The sequence below is a fragment of the Microbulbifer variabilis genome, assembly GCF_052468405.1.
Genome location: NZ_CP174343.1, coordinates 4845384 through 4866951, shown reverse-complemented (window position 1 = coordinate 4866951; position 21568 = coordinate 4845384). Strand labels below are relative to the sequence as shown.

Sequence of the window (21568 nt, the reverse complement as noted above, 5' to 3'; positions counted from 1 at the left end):
CTACTTCAGCTCTAGTAGAAAATAAATTATTTCTTGTCAGTTTTTCGGGGGTTTTGCTCGAACCAACACTTGGCATTATCAATATCCTCGGCAATGCGGGCCTTGAGGATATCCAGAGAGGCAAATTTTTCCTCATCGCGCAATTTATGGCAGAACTCTACCGCCAATTCACGACCATATAGATCGCCACTAAAGTCGAACAGGTTAACCTCCAGTAGCGGCCTGGCACCTTCACCTTCGACTGTCGGGCGGAAGCCTACGTTCGCTACGCCATCCAGTTCCGCATATCCACAAGCCATATCTCTACCGTCAGTGGCAGTGGTACGAACCGTATAAACTCCCACCAATGGGGAGCGGTAGCGGCGCAAGCGGACATTGGCTGTAGGCGCGCCCAACTGACGTCCCAGGGCGCGACCTGGGGCAACCCGGCCGGTAATCCGGTAGGGTTTGCCCAGTAGTGCCTGTGCCAGCTCAAAATCCCCCCGCTGCAGGGCCTCACGGATGCGGGTGCTGCTAACCCGGGCCCCACGTATTTCCAAGGTTGCCGTATCTTCAACGGTAAACCCGTGCTGCTCCCCCATTTTTTGTAACAGAACATAATCGCCACTGCGATCGCAGCCAAAACGGAAATCATCGCCAACTACCAGGTGGCGAATGTCCAGTCCGTCGAGCAGTATACGCCGGACAAATGCCTCGGCGCTGAGGTTGCGCAGGGTTTCATTAAACTGAAGACACAGAACTCGGTCGACACCAGCCTCGAATAGCGCCAGCACTTTTTCCTTGAAACGCATCAGTCGCGCGGGGGCTTTATCGCTAGAAAAAAATTCGTGGGGTTGAGGCTCGAAAATAATCGCCACTGAGGGCAGACCTTGTTCCAGCGCACGCTGCCCTAACTGCGAAATTATTGCCTGGTGACCGAGATGCACACCGTCGAACGAGCCGATCGTCGCCACGCTTCCCCGGTGGCGGGGGCGCAGGTTGTGCAACCCGCGGATTAGTTCGCGCTCCTGGGCCAAAACGATCTTCCCATCCTCACAAAATCGAGCCGCACAGTATAGCGGATTCCCACTGGGCGGCCAGTGGTCGCTCATATTTACCGCCGGACAAAGACATCTACGCCTGAAGACCTTAACTCGTCGCGCGGAAATGGCGCGGGCGCAAGCCCGATGCAAGCAGCACCAGGAGGTAAGTCAGGCCTCCAGCCGCAACCAACAGGCCCATACGCCAAGCCCTAGTAAACCAACCCCACTCACTCCAACCGCTCCAGAAATGCAGCACCCCGAGCAATACTGCCACCATGAGCAGATTCGCTACTACAAGGCGCAACAAATAACCCACCCAACCGGCTTCAGGGGTATAGACGTCATCCCTGCGCAGCCCCTTGTACAATAGCCAAGCATTAATAGCCGCCTGGCAGGCAGTGGCAAGGGCCAGCCCCATATGACCCAGCTTGAAATAGTGATTCAGCGGAATGACAAATAAGAGGCTCAAAACCATCTTGGCCGAAATCGCAATTAACCCAAAACGAACTGGAGTATAAGTATCCTGGCGTGCAAAGTAGCCGGGTGCCAAAACTTTGATCAACATAAAGGCCAAGAGCCCCATGGCATAGGCGCGCAGGGACCAAGCCGCCATCTGCATATCTCGCGGTTGCATCTCTCCGTATTGGAACAGCGTGGTCAGCAAGGGCTCAGCCAGTACAATCAGGGCCACTGCCGCAGGCAGGGAGATCAGAGTGACGCTGCGTAATGCCCAGTCGAGGGTGTGTCGAAAACGGCGAGGGTCCCCATCACTGTGCTGACGCGAGAGATTCGGCAGTATCACCGTGGCCACGGCAACCCCAAATACTCCCAGAGGCAATTCTGTAAGGCGGTCAGAAAAGTACAACCAGGATACACTGCCGCTGGGAAGGAATGACGCGAGCAGTGTATCCAAAACCAAACTGATCTGGGTAACCGAAACCCCAAATATGGCCGGAGCCATTAGACGCAGGACCTTGCGCACCCCGGGATGACTCCAATCCCATTTGGGTCTTGGCAGCAAACCCTCTCGGGCCAAGAAAGGCAACTGGAACAGTAGTTGCACAACTCCAGCCACAAACACCCCCCAGGCAAGCGCCAAGATTTGCGGATCAAACCAGGAAGTGGCCACCGTCGCAGCCCCGATCAATACCAAATTCAACATTACCGGAGTCAGTGCTGGAATCGCAAAACGGTCAAAGGTATTCAGGATTGCGCCGGTAAATCCGGCGAGGGAAATCAGCATCAGGTAGGGAAAAGTAATCTGTAACATATCTGCAGCTAGATCGAACTTCTCCCGTTCACTGCCGTCCCACCACCAACCAAAAGCAAAAATACCCGTCACTATTGGCGCGAACAGCACCCCAAACAGGGTCACTAGCAGCAGCACTCCACCCAGAGCACCGGCAACCCTATCGTTCAGCTCCCTTGCCGCCGCTACTCCCCCTTTTTGGCGGTATTCAGCTAGTACTGGCACAAACGCCTGGGCAAATGCCCCCTCAGCAAACAGGCGACGAAAGAAGTTGGGAATTTTGAAAGCGACAAAGAAGGCATCGGCGGCATCTCCCGCCCCAGCAAAGCGGGCCAGAGCCATATCCCGCGCCAGACCGGCAATCCGTGACAGCATTGTCGCAGCGCCAACCACTGAGCTACCACGCAGCAGTCGCGAGGCGCCAGATTTTTCAACGGGTTGCTGCTGAACAGGGGGCTGCTGGGACAAAACTTCAACTCCTGGCAATAGGTAGGATCATTTGGACGGCAAGTCTACCGCAATTCAACAGTAACTTTGGAAGATCAGGAGGAGTCCGCGGCCCTACGACATAGTGCCTGCGAGCCTATACTAGCAATGAGCTAGTCACGCGTCCCACGGATCAGGTGGCGCGGGGAGATAAAGGATGACCATTAACGCTTTAATTATTGCTCTGGCACTGGCGATTGTGCTCTATATAGCAGTGATGCGCGGTCCCCGTCCCCGGCGAGTCCGAGTTCGAGTGGATTCACCTCGCGACCGGCGCTACCGTCGCCTGCTGTAACTGGCCACTTGGCCACCTGCCACATTTCGCCATATTTGCTCTGCAGTTTGCCACTGCAGCGCCACGCCAGCGCCTTCATGAGGCTTTTTAATAACACTCAAACGGGCCGGGAACACCCCGCCCCCAACGAGTAAGAAAAAAAGCCCCCAAGGAGAAAAGCAATGAAAAAAGCGTTATTGGTAGCAGCCCTGACTTCCCTGATCGCTTCCGGTGCCCAGGCAAAGGAACACAATGAATCAAATCTGACCCCGGCCAAACAGGCCACGGTCTTTACTTCAGCAGCGGTTGCCGGCGCAGCCGTTGGTGGACCGATTGGATTTATCGCTGGAGCACTCGGCGGGGCTTGGCTCGGCGAGCAGATCAAGCAAGCAGACGAGGCAGATATGCTGGCAACACAACTGACAGAGAGCCGTGCAGGGCTCAGCAACCTGGCACAGCAATTGGATGCGGCTCGACTGTCCGCGAACGATGCCAGCCAACTGGCACTGGATTCCCTCCAATTCCAAATGCTGTTTACCACCGGAGAAGACGAGCTTCAGGAGGGCCAACTCCAACAATTGGGTGCCATGGCCGATTTCCTCAAGCGCCACCCGCACCTGCAAATTCAACTGGAGGGCCATGCCGACCCTCGGGGTAGTGATGGCTACAACAACGTGCTGTCAGACCAGCGCGCCCTGAGTGTGGAACAGGCTCTGGTATCTCTGGGTATCGACGCCTCCCGTATAAATCGCCGCGCTATGGGCTCCACTTATTCCCAGGCGACTCGCGGCGATGTAGATGCCTATGCGATGGAACGCCGGGTAGACATCCGTTTCTCTATGCCGGAATCTGTTGCCGGCAGTTTCTGAACCTGCATCGGCGGGCCCTGGCGGACTGTAAATCCGCTATCGTAAGTCAAGATATAAAATGCACTGGTATCAGGTGGGCGGATTACAAATACGCTCACCTGCCCCCCCTCCAAAGAAACCCTGTTGTGCTTGCGGGCGATCTGCGCCCGCCTTTTTGCCAATAACCCGCAATTTCGTGCATGATTCTCAACCATAAAAAGGAAGCAGCCGGAATCAGCCATGAGTGCAACTATCGCCATTGTCGAAGACGAACGCGTTATCGCCGAAAATTATCGCGACGCTCTGCGCCGCAGCGGTTATCGGGTCGATCTCTATAGTGCGAGAGCTGAGGCTATGGATGCCTTTCGCCAGCGTTTGCCGGACCTCGCTGTGATCGATGTCGGCCTAGGCAGCGAAGTGGAGGGTGGGTTCGAACTGTGCCGCGAGTTACGAGCCATGGCACCTAGCCTGCCAATCCTGTTCCTTACAGCCAGAGATTCGGAGCTGGATATTATCTCCGGCCTGCGCCTCGGGGCCGACGATTACCTGACCAAGGATATTTCTCTGCCGCACATGCAGGCACGCATCAACGCGCTGCTACGCCGGGTGAGTGTTCTGCGAGACCAAGGTGATCAAGGGGAGAGCCTGACCCAAGGTAAATTGGATCTGGATATATCCAGGCTTCACTGCCACTGGGATGGACAGCCAGTAGACCTGACCGTTACTGAATTCTGGATAGTCCATGCACTGGCTAAGAGACCCGGGCACGTCAAGTCGCGCAACCAACTTATGGAAGCTGCGCGAGTGGTTCTGGATGACAACACCATCACGTCTCATGTGAAGCGTATTCGCCGCAAGTTCCAGACCCTGGACGGAGAGTTCAACTCCATTGGCACTGCCTACGGTATGGGTTATCGCTGGCAACTTTAATAATTTTGGCCTCGGCGCATAAGATTTAAAGAGCACCGCCCATGAAGCTTCGCCGCCAACTCCTGCTTGTCAGCCTTGTCGCCCTGGCCCTTCCATGGGCCGGCTGCCAGTATCTGCGCCAAGTGGATGCGGCCCTGGCGCAGGGACAGTTACAGGCACTAGAAGCGACCGCCGCGGCAATTGCCGCCCGTTTAGCCAGTGCACCGCAGTTGATTGCCCCTGATCCCCTGCGCCACGCTCGCCCTCCTGGCGCTCAACTCTACCTAAACCCGCTTTCACAGCCCCCTATGGTCGATGGCTATGGCGATGACTGGCGCCCCTTGGGCCTGAAACCCAGAGAGCTACTCGACGAAAAGCTTAACCCGCTGGCACAGGTAACCTTCGGGCAATATAGCGAACAGGTTTTCATGCTTCTGACTGTCAGTGACTCCACGCCGGCTTACCGCGACCCCCGAACCGGCCTGCTGGCCGGTGGTGATACTGTCGAACTATTCACTGGTGGCCGGCATTACATATTGCCAGTGGCAAGCCGGGGCACCACAAGCGCCATGTGGCATAATCCAAGAGAGGGGCGATACGAACGTGAGCTGCGCCTGCGCGGACGCTGGACCTCCTCTCCTGATGGCTACCAGCTCGAATTAACCCTTCCCTACGATCTAACTCAGGGAGGCCTTTCAATTCGCATCCTGGATCGCAACCGCAGTGACGGTGTAGCGCCTGTTCGCAGTTCCAGCACATTGCCCTCCGATGGACAGCCCGGTCGCCTGACAGCCCCCCTGCCTCAACTACAGGCCGAGCTGGATCATTTTGCCCGCCCGAGTCTGCGCCTAGCCGTAGTGGATAACGAAGGATTCCTTCTCGCAAGCAGCGGGCAGCTGCAGCCAGAGCCCTCCGAGAAGGTAACCACCACTCCCTGGTTGCGCAGCTGGATTTACCGCAAGTTATTGGCGCGGGAAACTTTACCGCCACTACCTGTGGATAGGTTGCCATTGAGTCATGCACCTAACCGCGATACCGAAGAGCAGTGGTTTGGCGGTCCCCTACAGTCACGCATTGGTGTTGTCAGCGTCCCGGTTGTCACTCGAGCCGACGAAGTAATCGAGCGGCCAATGCTAGGTCGGGTATTGGTGCTTCAATCCGGCGAAGCCATACAGTCCATGACAGAGGGCGCTGCCCACCGGCTTTGGCTGATTAGCTGTGCTGCCGCAGCCACTGCATTGATGTTTCTACTTGGCTATGCCAGCTGGCTATCCTGGCGTATACGCAAACTGAACCGCGCCGCACGCCACGCCGTAGACGCAAGCGGCAAGTTGCGCGGTAACTTCCCTCATTCAAAGGCCAGCGATGAGCTGGGCGCCCTAAATCGCGCCTTTGCCAGCCTGCTCGGTGAACTGGACCAATATCATCAGTACCTGCGCACATTAGCCAGCAAGCTCTCACATGAGCTGCGCACACCCCTGGCTGTAGTTCGCTCTTCCCTGGATAACCTTACTGCTGGCGAACTGGATTCCCACAGCCGCCGCTACGCTGAGCGCGCATTAGACGGCAGTGAACGCCTTTCCAGCATCCTCAACAGCCTCTCTGCCGCGAGCAACCTCGAGGCCAGTATCCATCAAGCTGAGCGCGAAACGTTTGATCTCGCCGACCTCCTTGAAGTTATGGTCCAGTGTTATGGCGATGCTCACCCTAAACACCACTTCACGCTGGATAAGCCCCCGGGAGAGTTACACTGTCACGGCGCCCCGGAGTTACTTGCGCAACTACTGGACAAACTGGTAGACAATGCCTGTAGCTTCGCCCCGGAAGGCAGTGATATCCACTTGTCCGCTCACACATATGATGACAGTTATCTGATCACGGTGAGCAATGATGGCCCACTGCTACCCAGCGGCTATGCGCACAAACTATTCGATTCCCTCGTGTCTGTGCGCAAGGATGGTGATAATGCAGGCCACCTTGGTCTCGGATTACATATCGCCAAGCTAATCGCTGACTATCATTGCGGTCGCTTGCAGGCTCGCAACCGCACCGATAACAGCGGCGTAGAGTTCAGCCTTAAGCTACCAAACCGCTGACACATACCAGAGTTTCTAGCCATATCCACAAGACGCAACCGGCTATGGTTGACAAACAACCAACTGTGGGGATAATGTCGCGTCCCGATCGGGCCCCAGGGCCTGTTAGTTACAGATTTACAGATTCCAGACAGGAGCAACCGGTGGCCAACTCACCTCAAGCGAAGAAACGCGCGCGCCAAAACGACAAGCGCCGCATGCATAACGCCAGTCTGCGCTCCATGGTGCGCACCTACATCAAGAAGGTAGTTGCGGCCATCGATGCAGGCGACGCTGAAAAAGCAAAAACTGCATATGCAGAAGCGGTACCTGTTATCGACCGCATGGCAGACAAAGGCATTATTCACAAGAATAAAGCCGCTCGCCATAAGAGCCGCCTGAACGCACAGGTTAAAGCTCTGGCAGCCTAATTCTTTAGGCAACAGATACAAAAAAGCCCCGCATTGTGGGGCTTTTTTGTATCTGTCATTTAACTCTAAAGCAAGATCAGATTATCCCGGTGAATTAACTCATCATCATCGCGGTAACCGAGCAACTCAACAAACTTCTCCGATGCGCGACCAAGAATCCTGGCACTCTCACTGCTATCGTAATTGACCAGCCCGCGGGCAACTTCCCGCCCTTCACCACTGCGACAGGAAACCAGATCCCCCCGCTGGAAACGCCCTTCCACTTCAGTCACCCCCACCGCCAGTAAGCTGCCGCCACTCTCACAAAGAGCTTTTTCCGCCCCGCTGTCGAGCACCAGGGTACCGCGCACCTGCAGTTGGCCGGCGAGCCAGCGTTTGCGAGCTGTTAAAGGATCAGCGTCTGGCAACAATAGGGTACCCAGAGACTCCCCTGCCCATGTACGCATGATTACTTTTTCCTGTGCCCCACCAGCTATCACGGTACAGGCACCGGAGCGAGCCGCCAATTGCGCAGCGCGCACCTTGGTAGTCATGCCACCGCGCCCAAGCCCACTGCGCGAACCCCCCGCCATAGCCAGCAAGCTAGGATCCAGGGCAGAGGCCTTCTCGATTAATTCCGCCTGGGGATTATCACGGGGGTCCTCAGTAAACAGCCCATCCGCATCCGTCAGAATCAGCAGCGTATCAGCCTCCACTAGATTGGCGACTAGTGCAGCAAGCGTATCGTTATCACCAAAACGAATCTCATCGGTGACCACCGTATCGTTTTCGTTGACAATGGGCACGGCACCCAAAGAAAGCAGGGTTTTCAGGGTGCTACGTGCATTGAGGTAGCGGGTACGGTTGGAAAGGTCATCATGGTCCAGCAGAATCTGTGCACTGCGTAAATCAAAGCGCCCAAAAGCCTGCTCATAAACCTGCACCAAATGGCTTTGCCCCACCGCCGCAGCGGCCTGCAACTGATGAATAGACTCCGGTCTTCGCCCCCAACCTAAACGATCCATACCTGCAGCGACGGCGCCAGAAGATACAAGTACCACCTCAATACCACGCTGTCGCAGTTCGGCTATCTGCTCAACCCAAGCAGAGATAGCCACGCTATTGACACCTCGACCGTTATCGGTCAAAAGGGCACTACCAATCTTGACAACCCAGCGCTGGCTATTCGCCAGCTCACGACGGGAATCTGATTTAGAGCCCATGCTCCCCCCTGGATATCGCCCCTAAGGGTCATTTAAACCATTTTAATTATTCAGAAGCCCACAATAATTAGAACCTGGGGCAGCTCAGGAGGGATTTTGCCAAATGAGATAACTCAGGGGCGATACTCAATATCGACATCGTGTTCATCGTCATCCCAATCCTCATCATCATCCACATGCTCCCTGGCTGCCTTGCGCTTAGCCCTATGGCTCTCACGCAACTCCTCAATACGCTCACGGGCCTCACGCTGCATCTGGCGCTGAGACTCCAGTTCTGCCTGCGCCAACTCAGGGTCACGGTCCTCATCTTCCTGACGCTCCTCGAGGTAATCCATTAGACGACCACTGAGGATATCAGTGCCCTCTTTGCGGATTGCTGCCACACGGAAAACAGGACCGGTCCAACCCAGCGCATCTACAATTGCCTGGCAACGCTCCTCCAGTTCTATCGTCGGTACCAAGTCAGTTTTGTTCAGTACTAACCAGCGTTCACGTCCAGCCAGTGTCTTACTGAAGCTGGAGAGCTCATGCTCAATAGCTCGGGCATTTTCCACCGGATCAGAACCATCAAATGGTGCCAAATCCACCAAGTGCAACAGCACACGACAGCGGGTCAAGTGCTTGAGGAAGCGAATCCCAAGACCCGCCCCCTCTGCTGCCCCCTCAATCAGGCCGGGAATATCGGCAATCACGAAGCTTCGGTGCTTCTGCACCTGTACCACACCGAGGTTAGGTACCAGGGTAGTAAAGGGATAGTTGGCCACTTTGGGCTTGGCTGCGGAAACTGCACGAATAAAGGTGGATTTACCCGCATTGGGGAGTCCAAGCATGCCGACATCGGCGAGAACCTTCAGCTCCAGCTTGAGACTGCGCACCTCCCCCTCAGTACCATTTGTTGTCTGCCTGGGAGCGCGGTTGGTACTGGACTTAAAGCGAGTATTACCCAGACCGTGAAAGCCGCCCTGGGCAACCAGAAGGCGCTCGCCGGCCTCAGTCATGTCGCCGACCGCTTCGCCACTATCCACATCAATCACAGTGGTTCCCACGGGGACTTTCAGCACCAGGTCTTCTCCCTTGGCCCCCGTACAGTTGCGCCCGCGGCCCGGCTGTCCACTTTCAGCTGCATAGCGAGGTTGATAGCGGTAATCTACCAGGGTATTGAGGGAATCATCGGCTTCCAGGTAAACGGAACCGCCATCGCCGCCATCGCCGCCATCCGGGCCTCCTTTTTCTACAAACTTCTCCCGACGGAAGCTCAAGCAACCGTTACCGCCTTTACCTGCCTGGACAACGATGGGCGCCTCATCGACAAACTTCATAATCTCTCCACCGCTATAGCGGTTGCCTTATCCGGTACGCGCATCCGCGCACCCCTATCATCATACCAGCCGACAAGCCGCCCCCTGTGGGCACCTGCCACCCTAACTTCCCGTCGCCGCTTTTCTGCGACTTTTCCAACAAAAAAGCCCCGCAATAGCGGGGCTTTTTATGAAGCTTGGGCTAATGACCGCTTAAGCAGTTTCGATAGAAACAAACTTGCGGTTGTTGGGACCCTTAACTTCAAACTTCACAACGCCGTCCGCAGTGGCGAACAGGGTGTGGTCTTTGCCCATACCAACGTTAATACCTGCGTGGAATTTGGTGCCACGCTGACGAACGATGATATTGCCTGCTGCTACAGACTGGCCGCCAAAGCGCTTCACGCCCAGGCGTTTACTCTCGGAATCGCGACCATTTCGCGTACTACCGCCAGCTTTCTTATGTGCCATGAGTCGTTACTCCTCTGTTATGCCTTAATGCCAGTGATTTTGACTTCGGTATACCACTGACGGTGGCCTTGGCGCTTCATGGAGTGCTTGCGACGACGGAATTTGATGATTTTCACCTTCTCGCCGCGGCCGTGGCTCACTACTTCAGCCGATACTTTAGCGCCATCTACAACGGGAGCGCCGATGTTAATCTTGTCGCCATTAACGACCATCAGCACTTTGTCGAAATCAATGGTTTCGCCGGTAGCTACTTCCAGCTTTTCCAGGCGAAGAACTTCGCCCTCTTCTACACGGTGTTGCTTACCACCGCTCTCAAAAACAGCGTACATATTTCTATGCTCCGATATGGACGACACGAAGCAGCGGGAGGACTATTGAGTCACTGCTCCGCATTTCGGGAGCTTGCGCCGTGTTGTTTAACATCTATATTCGCCAAACGACCCCAAAGCAGCTGAATAGCCACATGAAGCCCGCAATTGACGGGGCGCAGATTCTAATCAATTCGTCGGGTTGATACAATAGCGCCCCTTTGCTGCCCGGGCCCCGGGGGGCGCCAGTCTAGTCGTATAAGGAACTCTCACATGCTGCCTTTTCACCGGGTCGCCGCCGAAGACTTTGCCGCGGTCAACCAGCGCATTCTCGATCAACTGCACTCGGACGTTCCTCTGGTGGAAAACATAGGGCACTATCTGGTCGAAGCCGGCGGCAAGCGCTTGCGCCCTCTTCTGGTGCTTCTCTGTGCACGTGCCTGTGGTTATAAGGGGGAGAGCCACATTGACCTCGCGACTATCATCGAGTTCATCCATACCGCCACATTACTGCACGATGATGTGGTGGACACATCCGACATGCGTCGTGGCCGCCTCACAGCTAACGCAAAATGGGGCAATGCTCCTAGCGTGCTAGTGGGGGACTTCCTCTATTCCCGCGCCTTCCAGATGATGGTAGCCCTCAGGGATATGGATATCATGGCAATCCTCTCCGACACCACCAATACTATTGCTGAGGGTGAGGTTCAGCAGCTGGTAAATGCTGGTGATCCCGCGGTGGGCGAGGACAATTACTTTACGGTTATCCACAAGAAGACCGGCGCCCTGTTTGAAGCCGCCTGTGAAACTGCCGCCGTAATGGCTAACTGCACCAACGGGGAACAAACGGCCCTGAAACTCTATGGCCGCCACTTGGGCCTTGCCTTCCAACTTGTGGATGATGCTCTCGACTATCGTGGCAACCCAGAAGAACTTGGGAAAAATGTAGGTGACGACCTGGCGGAGGGCAAACCAACCCTGCCACTAATCTACACCATGGCCAATGGCAGCAAAGATCAGGCCCAATTGGTAAAAGAAGCGATAGAGCAACGCAGCGCGGAAAAACTATCCGAGATAGTCGACGCGATTGAAGCCTGCGGCGCCCTGGACTACACCATGGAGCGTGCACGTGCCGCTGTTAACAACGCTAAAGAGCAGCTGGAGTTCCTACCCAACTGCGAACAAAAGCTGGCTCTGCAACAACTGGCCAGCTTTGCCGTAGAGAGAAGCGTATAGCACTTTTAGCCACAGCAGCCGGGCCACCAACTATATTAGTTAGTGGCCCTATCACTCAAATACGCCTCCAGGAACATAAGTACTCCCCATACCTGAGTGCACTCCCCTCACTTACAAGGTGGGCAATATTTGTAACAATACGTTGCGAATTAAAGAGTCATCCTCCAAATTGCAGCCTCTATAACTCTTAATCACAGTTTTACAAAAATCGAGCCAGGTTACTTCCCTATAAATGCAACACCGCCATTTGTAGCCAAGCTATTGCACTACTTATCCGAAAAATTAAATAAGCAGGACCAAAAACTTAGCCATATCAAAGATTTAGGCATTTATTATTTTTGGCCCATAAATACCAAACGAAACTTTAGCACCATCAGTTTGAAGGAAAACAGCTTCAAAGTTTCCTCCAATGGAAAATACCCAGAAGAAAAATTATGAGGCCATCCACTGCCCTATATCAATTTAGATTAGCACCTGAAATATTCCCACAAAATAACCTTGTGATCACTAGAGGTGAATTAACTTCATCATACGTAGTGGATTACAAATTCCTGCATGACAACAATCCTTGCAGCAATAAGCTGGAATTTTTAATTTTGCAAATACACAATATTCCTCTATGTATACTAAGGACCCTATAGCTGCAAAAAAATACTGGATACAGTTGTAATCAACAAAGGAAGCTTTGGTTTTTTGGTAAAGTCAGAAGGTCATTTGGACGGTTCAAATTGAACAGGCATCAGTATGAATATTTGGTCTATGCGACAGCAATTGTTGCATGCGTCCATGAACGGTGGAAAATTTATGCACAATATTTAAATACCATGCAAAACTCTATTACCAGAAATATCCGCCCGCTTTAGACTTACGGGACAACAGATTAAAATATGAAATTTTATTTACTAGTAATTATATTATTAATTTAGGCAGGGAAGGCCAGCCAAATTTTTGACTGACCTTAAACAGGTCTCTTAAATTTTAACTACTGTATTTACTCTATCTTTTTCAAGCGCGAATTAAATCAAGAAGCTCTTGAGTTTTTTCACGCATTAGCGCCTCATTCCCACGGGACTCAACATTTAAGCGTACTACGGGCTCGGTATTGGACATACGCAAGTTAAAGCGCCAATCGGGATAAGCCACACTCAAGCCATCTACATGCTCAACGCTCTCAGCTCCCGGAGCATACTTTGCTTCGGCCATTTTTAGTAATTCAGCGGCATCCTTCACCTTAGAATTAATTTCCCCAGAACAGGGGAAAGCAGCCATACGCTCACTCACCAACTGAGACAAAGATTTACCACTGCGACTTACCAGCTCTGCCACTAAAAGCCAGGGGATCATACCGCTGTCACAGTAAGCAAAGTCACGGAAATAGTGGTGCGCACTCATTTCACCGCCATAGATAGCGTCTTCTTTACGCATGCGCTCTTTGATAAATGCATGACCGGTCTTGCTCTGCACGGGCTCCCCGCCAGCGGCATGGACAATGTCCTCGGTATTCCACAGCAGGCGTGGATCATGAACAATTTTCGCACCATCATTTTTGAGCAAAAATGCCTCTGCAAGCAGGCCTACCACATAATAACCTTCGATAAATTCACCTTTTTCATCGAAGAAGAAACAGCGGTCGAAATCGCCATCCCAGGCAATCCCGAAATCGGCACCACACTCTCTCACAGCTTCCGCAGTCGCTGCACGGTTTTCCGGCAAAATTGGATTGGGAATACCATTGGGGAAGTTACCATCCGGCTGATGGTGTACTCGTACAAATTCAAATGGCAGATGCGGTGCCAAGGCATCAACCACTGCACCAGCGCCGCCATTACCAGCATTTACCACTAGCTTGAGTGGCTTCAAAGCCGTGCTATCGATATAAGACAGCAAATGTTTTACAAAATCGACACGGTGTTCAAAGCGATATAGATCACCTCGCCTTGGTGCTGAGGCAAAGTTATTTTGCTCTGCCAATCGCTTGATATCCAACAGACCAGTATCGCCACTAATTGGACTACTTCCTGCACGGACAAATTTCATACCATTGTAATCCATAGGGTTATGACTCGCGGTTACACAGATGCCGCCATCAAAATCCCCATGGGAAGTGGCAAAATAAACTTCTTCAGTGCCACACTCGCCAATATGAAATACGTCAGCACCGGCATCGCGTAAACCATTCGCCAGAGCATCGGTCAGTTCAGGGCTGGTCAAACGAATATCATGCCCAACTACAACCCGTCGCGCTCCGAGGAATTGGGCAAAAGCACGCCCCACACGATACGCAACATCTGGATTTAACTCTTCCGGCACACGACCGCGTAAATCATAGGCCTTAAAACAGGTAAGCTCAGCCACTTACTTCTTCTCCTGGGCAGCCTGCTTGGGCAGGTAAACATTCTCATAGACATGGTTCGTAGCTTCGATAAAGCCTTCAACCGAACCACAATCAAATCGGCGCCCCTTAAATGCGTAGGCCAAAACGCAGCCCTGACGGGCCTGGGCTAGCAGCGCATCGGTAATCTGTACCTCTCCATTCTTGCCGGGAGGAGTATCGCGTATCAGGTCAAAGATATCTGGAGTCAGAATATAGCGACCAATAATCGCATTATTGCTTGGCGCCTCTTCGGCCGTCGGCTTTTCCACCATATCGGTAACCTGGTACAAACCGGGCTTGATCTCATTGCCCGCAATCACACCAAATTTGTGGATATGTTCAGTAGGCACCTCTTCGACAGCAACAATACTGCAGCGAAACTGCTTGTATAACTGCACCATCTGCGCAAGTACGCCTAACTCCTCATTCAGGCACAGGTCATCTGCCAGCACTACAGCGAATGGTTCGTCCCCTACCAAGCGGCGCCCCTGAAGAATTGCGTCCCCCAAACCGCGCATTTCTCCCTGGCGCGTATAGGAAAAACTGGCGCTATCAATGACTTTGCGAACGGAATCAAGGTATCGTTCCTTACCAGTACCCGCTATCTGGTGTTCCAACTCAAAATTGGTGTCGAAATGATCTTCGATGGCGCGCTTGCCCCGACCAGTGACAAAGCCGATTTCCGTCAGCCCGGCTTCTATCGCTTCCTCTACGCCATACTGCACCAGTGGCTTATTCACCAGAGGCAGCATCTCTTTGGGCATGGCTTTCGTAGCAGGTAAGAAGCGGGTGCCGTAACCGGCAACCGGGAATAAACATTTCTTGAGCATTATGCTCCCCCATAATTTTGAAACGAGCGCACCCAGTGCTTGGCCGGCAACTTATCATAGTTGTTAGGGTCATTCACTTACAGATAATGACGCTAAAATCCCTTATTGGACCATAAAATCTACTACTGAATGCTCTAAGATTGTGAAAGCAATTCCAGCGCCAGTCACAAAAACAGCCCTGACCGACTAGACAAGCGACACAGAGCCCTTAGAATGCCCGCTCTTACAAAAACGCCCAGTATGGATTGCGTAACCACCCACCAACGGGGAAAAAATGAGTAATTTTGTTCAAAAAAGCACCTATAGCAGAGAGGAGCTACTGACCTGCTCCCGGGGCGAGATGTTTGGCCCTGGCAATGCACAACTGCCCGCTCCCAATATGCTGATGCTGGATCGCATCACACATATCTCAAAGGAAGGCGGAGCCTTCGGTAAGGGAGAACTGATTGCGGAACTGGACATTCACCCCGACCTTTGGTTTTTCGATTGTCACTTTCCAGGCGATCCGGTAATGCCCGGTTGTCTCGGGTTAGATGCAATGTGGCAGCTACTCGGCTACTTTTTGGCCTGGAAAGGTAACCCCGGGCGCGGTCGCGCACTCGGCTGTGGCGAGGTCAAATTTACCGGTCAGATTTTGCCCACCAGCAAGAAAGTCACCTATCACATCCAGATGAGCCGTATTGTTGAGCGCAGGCTTGTTATGGGAATTGGCGATGGTACCGTTGCTGTAGACGGCCGTGAAATTTACACAGCTAAGGATCTTCGCGTAGGCTTATTTACCCGTACCGATAATTTTTAAACACACCGTAAACCATTGTCGGTAGAAATCATGTAGTCCTCTACCGACAAGCTATGCTGGAGACCACTATGCGTCGGGTAGTCATTACCGGAATGGGTATTACATCCTGTATCGGCACCAATACAAAAGAAGTCACCGCCTCGTTGAGAGAAGGACGCAGCGGAATCCGCTTTCAGGAGGAGTACCGGGAGCTCGGCCTGCGCAGCCAGGTAGCGGGCCAGGTCGATATCGACTTCAAGGAACATATCGATAGAAAGCAGCTCCGCTTTATGGGTGATGCAGCCGCCTACGCATATATAGCCATGCAAGAGGCCATTGATATGTCAGGCCTGCAGGAGGATCAGATATCCAACCCGCGCACAGGTATTGTGATGGGCTCAGGCGGCACATCCACCCAGCAAATTATTGATGCGGCCCATACCCTCAAGGAAAAGGGCGTAAGGCGCGTGGGCGCCTACCGGGTGCCTCAGGTAATGAACAGTACCGTTTCCGCTTGTTTAGCCACCCCATTCAAGATCAAGGGAGTGAACTACAGCATTTCTTCCGCTTGTGCCACCAGTGCGCACTGTATAGGGAATGGAGCCGAGCTGATCCAGATGGGTAAGCAGGACATTGTCTTTGCAGGTGGTGGTGAGGAGCTAGCCTGGAGTTTGACTCACCTTTTTGATGCAATGGGCGCCCTATCGAGCAAATATAACGATACCCCAACGAAGGCCTCACGTCCCTACGATGCCGACCGGGATGGCTTCGTTATCGCCGGTGGCGGCGGCTGCCTGATATTGGAAGAAATGGAGCACGCTGTAGCCCGTGGAGCCACCATCTATGCCGAGCTGACCGGCTACGGCGCAACCTCTGATGGTTACGATATGGTCGCCCCCAGTGGTGAGGGTGCAACCCGCTGTATGCAACAAGCGTTAGCGGGAATGGACGGCAAAGGACTGAGAGGTAACGTGGATTACATTAATACCCACGGCACCTCAACCCCAGTTGGAGACGTGGCTGAATTGAAGGCTATGCGTGAAGTCTTTGGTGACACAGTTCCAGCATTTGCCTCTACCAAGTCCCTTACAGGCCACTCCCTCGGCGCCGCTGGCGTACAAGAGGCGATTTACAGTCTACTGATGATGCAAAACAACTTTATCGCTGCATCTGCCAATGTAGAGAATCTGGACCCTGCAGCTGTGGGTATGGATCTGGTGACCGAAGTTCGCGACAGTGAGATCAAGCGGGCCATGTCTAATAGTTTTGGATTTGGTGGTACTAACGCCTGCCTAGTATTCGACAAGATCTAAACAAAAAAAGGCGCCATATAGGCGCCTTTTTTATCTTTGCTGATAGAAACCTAACCAGACTTTTCTGCACCCAAACGTTCTAACCAAAGCTCTACCTGTCGGGTGAGCCCCTGGCGCCAGCTGTGCTGCTGAATGCCAAACACATCCCTCAATTTTCCACAGGCCAGCACAACACTGCGATCCTTTTGACCAGAATCCTCTAATGCACTGAGTTGCACAAACCGCTCTTCATCGTGAAATGACTGTGCCCGCTCCACAACCTCTAACGCAAACTCTATAGCGGTGCAGCTGTCTGAACTTCCGTAATGATAAACCCCTGGAGCAAAGGCACCACTGGCTAGCTGTTGTGCTATCGCTACCGTCACACGAGACAAATCGAGAACAGTAACCGGATTACCGTTATTGATACCATCCAGTTCGAGCGGTTCACCAGTTATAAAGCCCCGTAATACCCGCGCAAGCAGGGCTTCCAGGTTGCTATCCACCATCCAGCCAAATCGCAGGATAGTCAGGTTTTCTAATCCACTCAGGGCACGCTCACAAGCCAACCACTGGCGACCACTTCGAGCCTGTGGATCCGCCACTTCATCCTCATCATATCTCCGCTGTTCACCTCCAGCGAATACCTGATAAGAGGAAAGGTGAATAACATGTTGACAGAGTCCTCTCGCGAGCTGCTTAGCCACCTGCAGAGACTCTGGCATGCCCTGGCTGTCTGCGCAGGCCGAGGCATTGATAACAATCGAGCTTGGTCGCAGCTGGTCGAGCTCTGCGGGTAAAAGCTGTTGAACACGAAAGCCAGCGCGCTGCAGGCGTTTCTGCAGAGCGCTGTCGATATCGTTACCAGCAGTAATGACCGCTACCGTGTCCGGCTTATAACCGGTATGTAGATCAGACACTGGATGGGCTTAGAAGGGAATATCGTCGTCAAAGCTGTTATCGAAACCACCCGCTGGCCCCTGGTTAGGCTGCGGCTGCGGTTTGCTGGACGGTGCCATTGGTGATGGCGCCGTGCGCCCCTGAGCAAAGGAATCCTGACCTCCCTGCTGATAACCGCCCTGGAAACCACTCTGTTGTTGCTCGTAGCCACCCTGGCTACCGCCCATAGATTGGCCGCTCATGCCAGCAGCACCCATTCCGGCACCACCCATACCCTGTCCGAAACCTCCTTGCTCCCCACGGCCGTCGAGCATCTGCATTTCACTGGCAACAATCTCGGTAGTGTAACGGTCCTGACCAGTATTCTTATCTTGCCATTTGCGGGTGCGCAGAGAGCCCTCAATGTACACCTTAGAGCCTTTGCGCAGGTACTCACCGGCAATCTCGGCCAGGCGGTTAAAGAATACCACCCGGTGCCACTCAGTGCGCTCCTGCTGCTGACCGGTCTGCTTGTCCTTCCAGCTCTCACTGGTTGCCAAGCTCACATTAGTGACCGCACCGCCACTCGGCATATATTTGGTCTCTGGATCATTACCCAAATTACCAATCAGAATTACTTTGTTGATCCCCCTGGCCATGGCCCTCTCCTCTCTTCGACCCAGGTCCTACCCAGGCAATAATCATTCAATATTTAAGATGTGAGGTGACTCACACCAACAATGCGCGACCGCCCAGATTGGCGACCAGTGTATTTTTATCCAGCAGCATACAACAGACACTACCAGTTAGTAAGCACTACCCTCTCGAGCTTTTGCCTCCCGCTCCCGCAACAACCACCAAAGCAGAATCCAAACAGACAGAACGGAAAAACCGAGCCATGCTACGGCACTGGCACCCCCAAGGCCAAAAAGGTATCCCCCCAGACTACCGCCTACAAAAGTGCCGAAAAACTGCAGTGTGGCATAGAGCCCTGAAGCTGCGCCACGGGCATTCTCAGGTGCTTTGCGAGTCAGCTGGGCTGGCAACAGAGCTTCAAGCAGGTTAAAACCAGTAAAGAAAATACCTAGCAGTAGCACAACAGCTACGGGGCCATTTATAGGCAGCAATGCCGCGCTCCCCCCCACCAGGGCAACACAGGCAAAATTCAAAGCGAGCCCCACTCTATCGCTGCGCTCTGCCGCCCGCATCAGAGGCAGCATCAGGATAAAAGTACCCAGCATCAGCGGGCCATATAGTTTCCAATGCTCTCCCGCCGGCCAGCCAAGCCTGTCGACCAACACCAATGGAAGGGCGACAAACATAGCTGTTAATAAGAGATGAGAAAAAAACGCTCCTGAAACCAATCTCCAGGTAAGGCCACTAACCAAAACCTTACGAAAACCACCGCTGAAAACCGCTGGGCGCCTTGCCACCTGGGGAGTGGGCACCACTCGCCAGACCAGCAACATCCCCAGAATTGCCAGCCCTGCTGTCACCCAGAAGATAACCGGGAGTCCCCCTGCTCCCGCGAGAGCAGGGCCCAATATTACCGCCAGCATAAATGCCACCCCTATAGAGGCCCCTATGATAGCCATGGCAATGCCTCGCTTCTCATCCCGGGTGAGATCAGCAACCAGCGCCATCACTGCTGCGGCAATCGCTCCACATCCCTGTAGAATCCTACCCACAATCAGGCCATAAACAGAGTCTGTCTGCGCGGCAATAACACTGCCTAAGGCAAAAACTGCGAGGCCAGTATAAATAACCGGCTTACGTCCCCAGCGGTCGGACAGAAGGCCCAAAGGAATCTGTAACAGTGCCTGGCTCAGCCCATAGGCACCCATCGCCAATCCCAATAGCATCGGTGTGCTATCGCGATAACCCTCACCGTAAATTGTGAGAACCGGCAATACCATAAACAGGCCGAGCATGCGAAAGACATAAAGGGAAGCCAGCCCGCCCAGGGCCCGGCGCTCAGTGGAATTCATGCAGTTCCCGGAACAGCGTTAAATTGGGCGCGCATTGTACAGCGAGCAGCCGCCAGGCTGTAGTGGAAGGCGTACAACTTTCGGGCTTTTCTAACCGCGACCATAGTCATCATCAAAGCGGACTATATCGTCTTCTCCAAGATAACTGCCGGATTGGACTTCAATTAATTCCAGGGGAATGGTTCCAGGGTTTTCCAATCTGTGCACCACCCCCAAGGGGATATAAGTGGACTGATTTTCTGTGATCAACAGCTCTTCTTCACCACGAGTTACCTTGGCGGTACCCCGCACTACGATCCAATGCTCGGCGCGGTGGTGGTGCATCTGCAAGGACAACTGCTGTCCCGGCTTAACTACAATACGCTTGACCTGGAAGCGCGGTCCGGCATCAATAGAGTCGTAATAGCCCCAGGGACGATAGACTTTGCGATGGCGCTGGGCCTCGCTGCGGCCAGAGCGCTTGAGACTGTTAACCAGCTTCTTAACCTCCTGAACCCGCTGTTTTTCAGCGATCAGCAAAGCATCATCAGTGTCTACAACTATCAGATCCTTCACTCCCAACAGGCTTACCAAACGGCTCTCTGATCGCACCAGGCAACCCTCACTCTCTTCCAGCAGGATATCTCCATGTAGCAGATTGTCATCGGTATCCCGTTCTGCCAGTTCCCAGAGTCCGAGCCAAGAACCTACGTCGCTCCAGCCCGCATCCATTGGCACCACCGCGGCAGATTCAGTGAGCTCCATCACCGCATAATCCACGGACTCATCAGCACAGGCAGCAAAAGCGACTTTATTCACACGTGTAAAGTCTAAATCCCTAACAGCACCTTTATAGGCTTCTCGGCAGGCGGTGAGTATATCTCCACGGTGCTGCCCCAGCTCTTCCAGGTAACGGGAAGCGCGAAATAAGAACATGCCACTGTTCCAGCAATGCTCACCTCCTGTCAGATAAGACTCAGCCGCCTGGGAGTCAGGCTTCTCGACAAATTCCGCCACTTTCCAGGCCTTTGCTGTCAAGAGCTCTCCACGGCGAATATAGCCATATCCCGTTTCAGCACGTGTTGGCACAATTCCAAATGTTACCAGGTGCCCTTGCTCCGCCAAGGCACTTGCCGATTGCACAGCCTCTTGGAAAGTCGTGACATCAGCCACAGCATGATCCGCCGGCAATACTAATAGCAACGGGTCATCACCACCCTCCAGAGCCGCTAAAGCCGCAAGAGCGATAGCCGGCGCCGTATTGCGCGCACAGGGCTCCAGCAGGATAGACTGAGTTCCATGGCCGATCTCCTGTAATTGCTCTGCAGCTGCAAAGCGGTGCTCCTCATTGCACACCAAAATGGGGGCCTGCAGCTGCTGTATTCCCTCCAAGCGCCGCACCGTAGCCTGCAACATGGTCTCGCTACCAATTAAAGGTAAAAATTGCTTTGGGTAGGCTTCACGGGAGAGCGGCCACAGACGAGAACCTGTGCCGCCACAGAGAATTACGGGAATCATCAATTCAATCTGCTTGGCTGTTGGATATTTGCGGCAGACGATTTTGGCACATCGGATAGCGAGTTTATACTTGGCTGTTTTTCCGGCACCGCAGTTGTGATCGCCCTGAGCGTAACAAGTT

At 53.5% G+C, this 21568-nt stretch carries 20 protein-coding genes; 8 read left to right on the top strand and 12 right to left on the bottom strand.

All coding sequences use genetic code 11. From position 1 onward, the window contains the following. Positions 1 to 26: 26 nt before the first annotated feature. The gene (ribF, locus tag ACJJJB_RS22005; RefSeq protein WP_282951725.1) at positions 27 to 1091 is read right to left on the bottom strand and encodes a bifunctional riboflavin kinase/FAD synthetase; all 1065 of its coding nucleotides are present in this window, start codon (positions 1089 to 1091) and stop codon (positions 27 to 29) included. Between the two features lie 37 nt (positions 1092 to 1128). Continuing rightward, positions 1129 to 2739 carry a murein biosynthesis integral membrane protein MurJ gene (gene murJ, locus ACJJJB_RS22000; protein ID WP_020411437.1) on the bottom strand — a complete coding sequence of 537 codons (1611 nt, stop codon included), beginning with the start codon at positions 2737 to 2739 and terminating at the stop codon, positions 1129 to 1131. A 175-nt stretch (positions 2740 to 2914) separates the two neighbouring features. Between murJ and ACJJJB_RS21995 the strand changes: the two genes are divergently transcribed. From ACJJJB_RS21995 to rpsT, 5 genes are all read left to right on the top strand, one after another. Further along, positions 2915 to 3052, top strand: coding sequence for a hypothetical protein (locus ACJJJB_RS21995; RefSeq protein WP_157533299.1), 138 nt, complete (start codon positions 2915 to 2917; stop codon positions 3050 to 3052). Positions 3053 to 3213: 161 nt separating this feature from the next. Beyond that, entirely contained in the window at positions 3214 to 3900 is a 687-nt protein-coding gene (locus ACJJJB_RS21990; RefSeq protein WP_445365486.1) for an OmpA family protein, read from the top strand. Between the two features lie 219 nt (positions 3901 to 4119). Then, positions 4120 to 4809, top strand: a complete 690-nt coding sequence (gene pdsR / locus ACJJJB_RS21985; RefSeq protein WP_020411433.1) for a proteobacterial dedicated sortase system response regulator — start codon at positions 4120 to 4122, stop codon at positions 4807 to 4809. Between the two features lie 41 nt (positions 4810 to 4850). Beyond that, complete coding sequence (locus tag ACJJJB_RS21980; protein WP_445365485.1) at positions 4851 to 6884, top strand: ATP-binding protein; 2034 nt, start codon at positions 4851 to 4853, stop codon at positions 6882 to 6884. Positions 6885 to 7027: 143 nt separating this feature from the next. Continuing rightward, positions 7028 to 7294, top strand: a complete 267-nt coding sequence (gene rpsT, locus ACJJJB_RS21975; RefSeq protein ID WP_020411431.1) for a 30S ribosomal protein S20 — start codon at positions 7028 to 7030, stop codon at positions 7292 to 7294. Between the two features lie 65 nt (positions 7295 to 7359). Here the strand turns inward: rpsT and proB are convergent, their stop codons facing one another. The 4 genes from proB to rplU all read right to left on the bottom strand — a co-directional run bounded on the left by proB (position 7360) and on the right by rplU (position 10594). Further along, positions 7360 to 8496, bottom strand: a complete 1137-nt coding sequence (proB, locus tag ACJJJB_RS21970; RefSeq protein WP_445365484.1) for a glutamate 5-kinase — start codon at positions 8494 to 8496, stop codon at positions 7360 to 7362. 113 nt (positions 8497 to 8609) lie between these two features. Further along, the gene (gene cgtA, locus ACJJJB_RS21965) at positions 8610 to 9815 is read right to left on the bottom strand and encodes an Obg family GTPase CgtA (RefSeq protein WP_445365483.1); all 1206 of its coding nucleotides are present in this window, start codon (positions 9813 to 9815) and stop codon (positions 8610 to 8612) included. A gap of 192 nt (positions 9816 to 10007) precedes the next feature. Continuing rightward, positions 10008 to 10265 carry a 50S ribosomal protein L27 gene (gene rpmA / locus ACJJJB_RS21960; RefSeq protein ID WP_020411428.1) on the bottom strand — a complete coding sequence of 86 codons (258 nt, stop codon included), beginning with the start codon at positions 10263 to 10265 and terminating at the stop codon, positions 10008 to 10010. A gap of 17 nt (positions 10266 to 10282) precedes the next feature. Next, positions 10283 to 10594 (bottom strand): 50S ribosomal protein L21, encoded by a 312-nt coding sequence (gene rplU / locus ACJJJB_RS21955; RefSeq protein ID WP_444902273.1) that lies wholly within the window; start codon positions 10592 to 10594, stop codon positions 10283 to 10285. 252 nt (positions 10595 to 10846) lie between these two features. Between rplU and ACJJJB_RS21950 the strand changes: the two genes are divergently transcribed. After that, positions 10847 to 11809: a polyprenyl synthetase family protein gene (locus ACJJJB_RS21950; RefSeq protein ID WP_020411426.1), complete on the top strand. Its 963-nt coding sequence runs from the start codon at positions 10847 to 10849 to the stop codon at positions 11807 to 11809. 1005 nt (positions 11810 to 12814) lie between these two features. Here the strand turns inward: ACJJJB_RS21950 and ACJJJB_RS21945 are convergent. Beyond that, positions 12815 to 14164, bottom strand: a complete 1350-nt coding sequence (locus ACJJJB_RS21945) for a phosphohexomutase domain-containing protein (RefSeq protein ID WP_020411425.1) — start codon at positions 14162 to 14164, stop codon at positions 12815 to 12817. Further along, complete coding sequence (galU, locus tag ACJJJB_RS21940) at positions 14165 to 15013, bottom strand: UTP--glucose-1-phosphate uridylyltransferase GalU (RefSeq protein ID WP_020411424.1); 849 nt, start codon at positions 15011 to 15013, stop codon at positions 14165 to 14167. Positions 15014 to 15287: 274 nt separating this feature from the next. Here galU and fabA point away from each other — a divergent pair, with 274 nt between their 5' ends. Both fabA and fabB read left to right on the top strand, forming a co-directional pair. Continuing rightward, the gene (gene fabA, locus ACJJJB_RS21935) at positions 15288 to 15812 is read left to right on the top strand and encodes a 3-hydroxyacyl-[acyl-carrier-protein] dehydratase FabA (RefSeq protein ID WP_020411423.1); all 525 of its coding nucleotides are present in this window, start codon (positions 15288 to 15290) and stop codon (positions 15810 to 15812) included. 68 nt (positions 15813 to 15880) lie between these two features. Further along, a complete protein-coding gene (fabB, locus tag ACJJJB_RS21930; RefSeq protein ID WP_020411422.1) occupies positions 15881 to 17104 on the top strand; it encodes a beta-ketoacyl-ACP synthase I in 1224 nt (407 codons plus the stop codon). Positions 17105 to 17154: 50 nt separating this feature from the next. On the opposite strand, the gene ACJJJB_RS21925 is transcribed toward fabB, so the two are convergent. The 4 genes from ACJJJB_RS21925 to ACJJJB_RS21910 form a co-directional block, all read right to left on the bottom strand. After that, positions 17155 to 18003 carry a sugar nucleotide-binding protein gene (locus ACJJJB_RS21925; RefSeq protein WP_282951732.1) on the bottom strand — a complete coding sequence of 283 codons (849 nt, stop codon included), beginning with the start codon at positions 18001 to 18003 and terminating at the stop codon, positions 17155 to 17157. Between the two features lie 9 nt (positions 18004 to 18012). Next, positions 18013 to 18621, bottom strand: coding sequence for a single-stranded DNA-binding protein (gene ssb / locus ACJJJB_RS21920; RefSeq protein WP_020411420.1), 609 nt, complete (start codon positions 18619 to 18621; stop codon positions 18013 to 18015). A gap of 147 nt (positions 18622 to 18768) precedes the next feature. Continuing rightward, a complete protein-coding gene (locus tag ACJJJB_RS21915; RefSeq protein ID WP_444902275.1) occupies positions 18769 to 19950 on the bottom strand; it encodes an MFS transporter in 1182 nt (393 codons plus the stop codon). A 90-nt stretch (positions 19951 to 20040) separates the two neighbouring features. Next, positions 20041 to 21447, bottom strand: coding sequence for a mannose-1-phosphate guanylyltransferase/mannose-6-phosphate isomerase (locus ACJJJB_RS21910; RefSeq protein ID WP_353056942.1), 1407 nt, complete (start codon positions 21445 to 21447; stop codon positions 20041 to 20043). Positions 21448 to 21568 lie beyond the last annotated feature (121 nt).

Excerpts from the sequence above, each read along its gene's own strand:
- pdsR (WP_020411433.1), top strand. The coding sequence starts at position 4,120 with ATGAGTGCAACTATCGCCATTGTCGAAGACGAACGCGTTATCGCCGAA.
- rplU (WP_444902273.1), bottom strand. The coding sequence starts at position 10,594 with ATGTACGCTGTTTTTGAGAGCGGTGGTAAGCAACACCGTGTAGAAGAG.
- galU (WP_020411424.1), bottom strand. The coding sequence starts at position 15,013 with ATGCTCAAGAAATGTTTATTCCCGGTTGCCGGTTACGGCACCCGCTTC.
- ACJJJB_RS21990 (WP_445365486.1), top strand. The coding sequence starts at position 3,214 with ATGAAAAAAGCGTTATTGGTAGCAGCCCTGACTTCCCTGATCGCTTCC.
- ACJJJB_RS21980 (WP_445365485.1), top strand. The coding sequence starts at position 4,851 with ATGAAGCTTCGCCGCCAACTCCTGCTTGTCAGCCTTGTCGCCCTGGCC.
- ribF (WP_282951725.1), bottom strand. The coding sequence starts at position 1,091 with ATGAGCGACCACTGGCCGCCCAGTGGGAATCCGCTATACTGTGCGGCT.
- cgtA (WP_445365483.1), bottom strand. The coding sequence starts at position 9,815 with ATGAAGTTTGTCGATGAGGCGCCCATCGTTGTCCAGGCAGGTAAAGGC.
- fabB (WP_020411422.1), top strand. The coding sequence starts at position 15,881 with ATGCGTCGGGTAGTCATTACCGGAATGGGTATTACATCCTGTATCGGC.
- ACJJJB_RS21950 (WP_020411426.1), top strand. The coding sequence starts at position 10,847 with ATGCTGCCTTTTCACCGGGTCGCCGCCGAAGACTTTGCCGCGGTCAAC.
- ACJJJB_RS21915 (WP_444902275.1), bottom strand. The coding sequence starts at position 19,950 with ATGAATTCCACTGAGCGCCGGGCCCTGGGCGGGCTGGCTTCCCTTTAT.
- ACJJJB_RS21995 (WP_157533299.1), top strand. The coding sequence starts at position 2,915 with ATGACCATTAACGCTTTAATTATTGCTCTGGCACTGGCGATTGTGCTC.
- ssb (WP_020411420.1), bottom strand. The coding sequence starts at position 18,621 with ATGGCCAGGGGGATCAACAAAGTAATTCTGATTGGTAATTTGGGTAAT.
- fabA (WP_020411423.1), top strand. The coding sequence starts at position 15,288 with ATGAGTAATTTTGTTCAAAAAAGCACCTATAGCAGAGAGGAGCTACTG.
- proB (WP_445365484.1), bottom strand. The coding sequence starts at position 8,496 with ATGGGCTCTAAATCAGATTCCCGTCGTGAGCTGGCGAATAGCCAGCGC.
- ACJJJB_RS21910 (WP_353056942.1), bottom strand. The coding sequence starts at position 21,447 with ATGATTCCCGTAATTCTCTGTGGCGGCACAGGTTCTCGTCTGTGGCCG.
- rpmA (WP_020411428.1), bottom strand. The coding sequence starts at position 10,265 with ATGGCACATAAGAAAGCTGGCGGTAGTACGCGAAATGGTCGCGATTCC.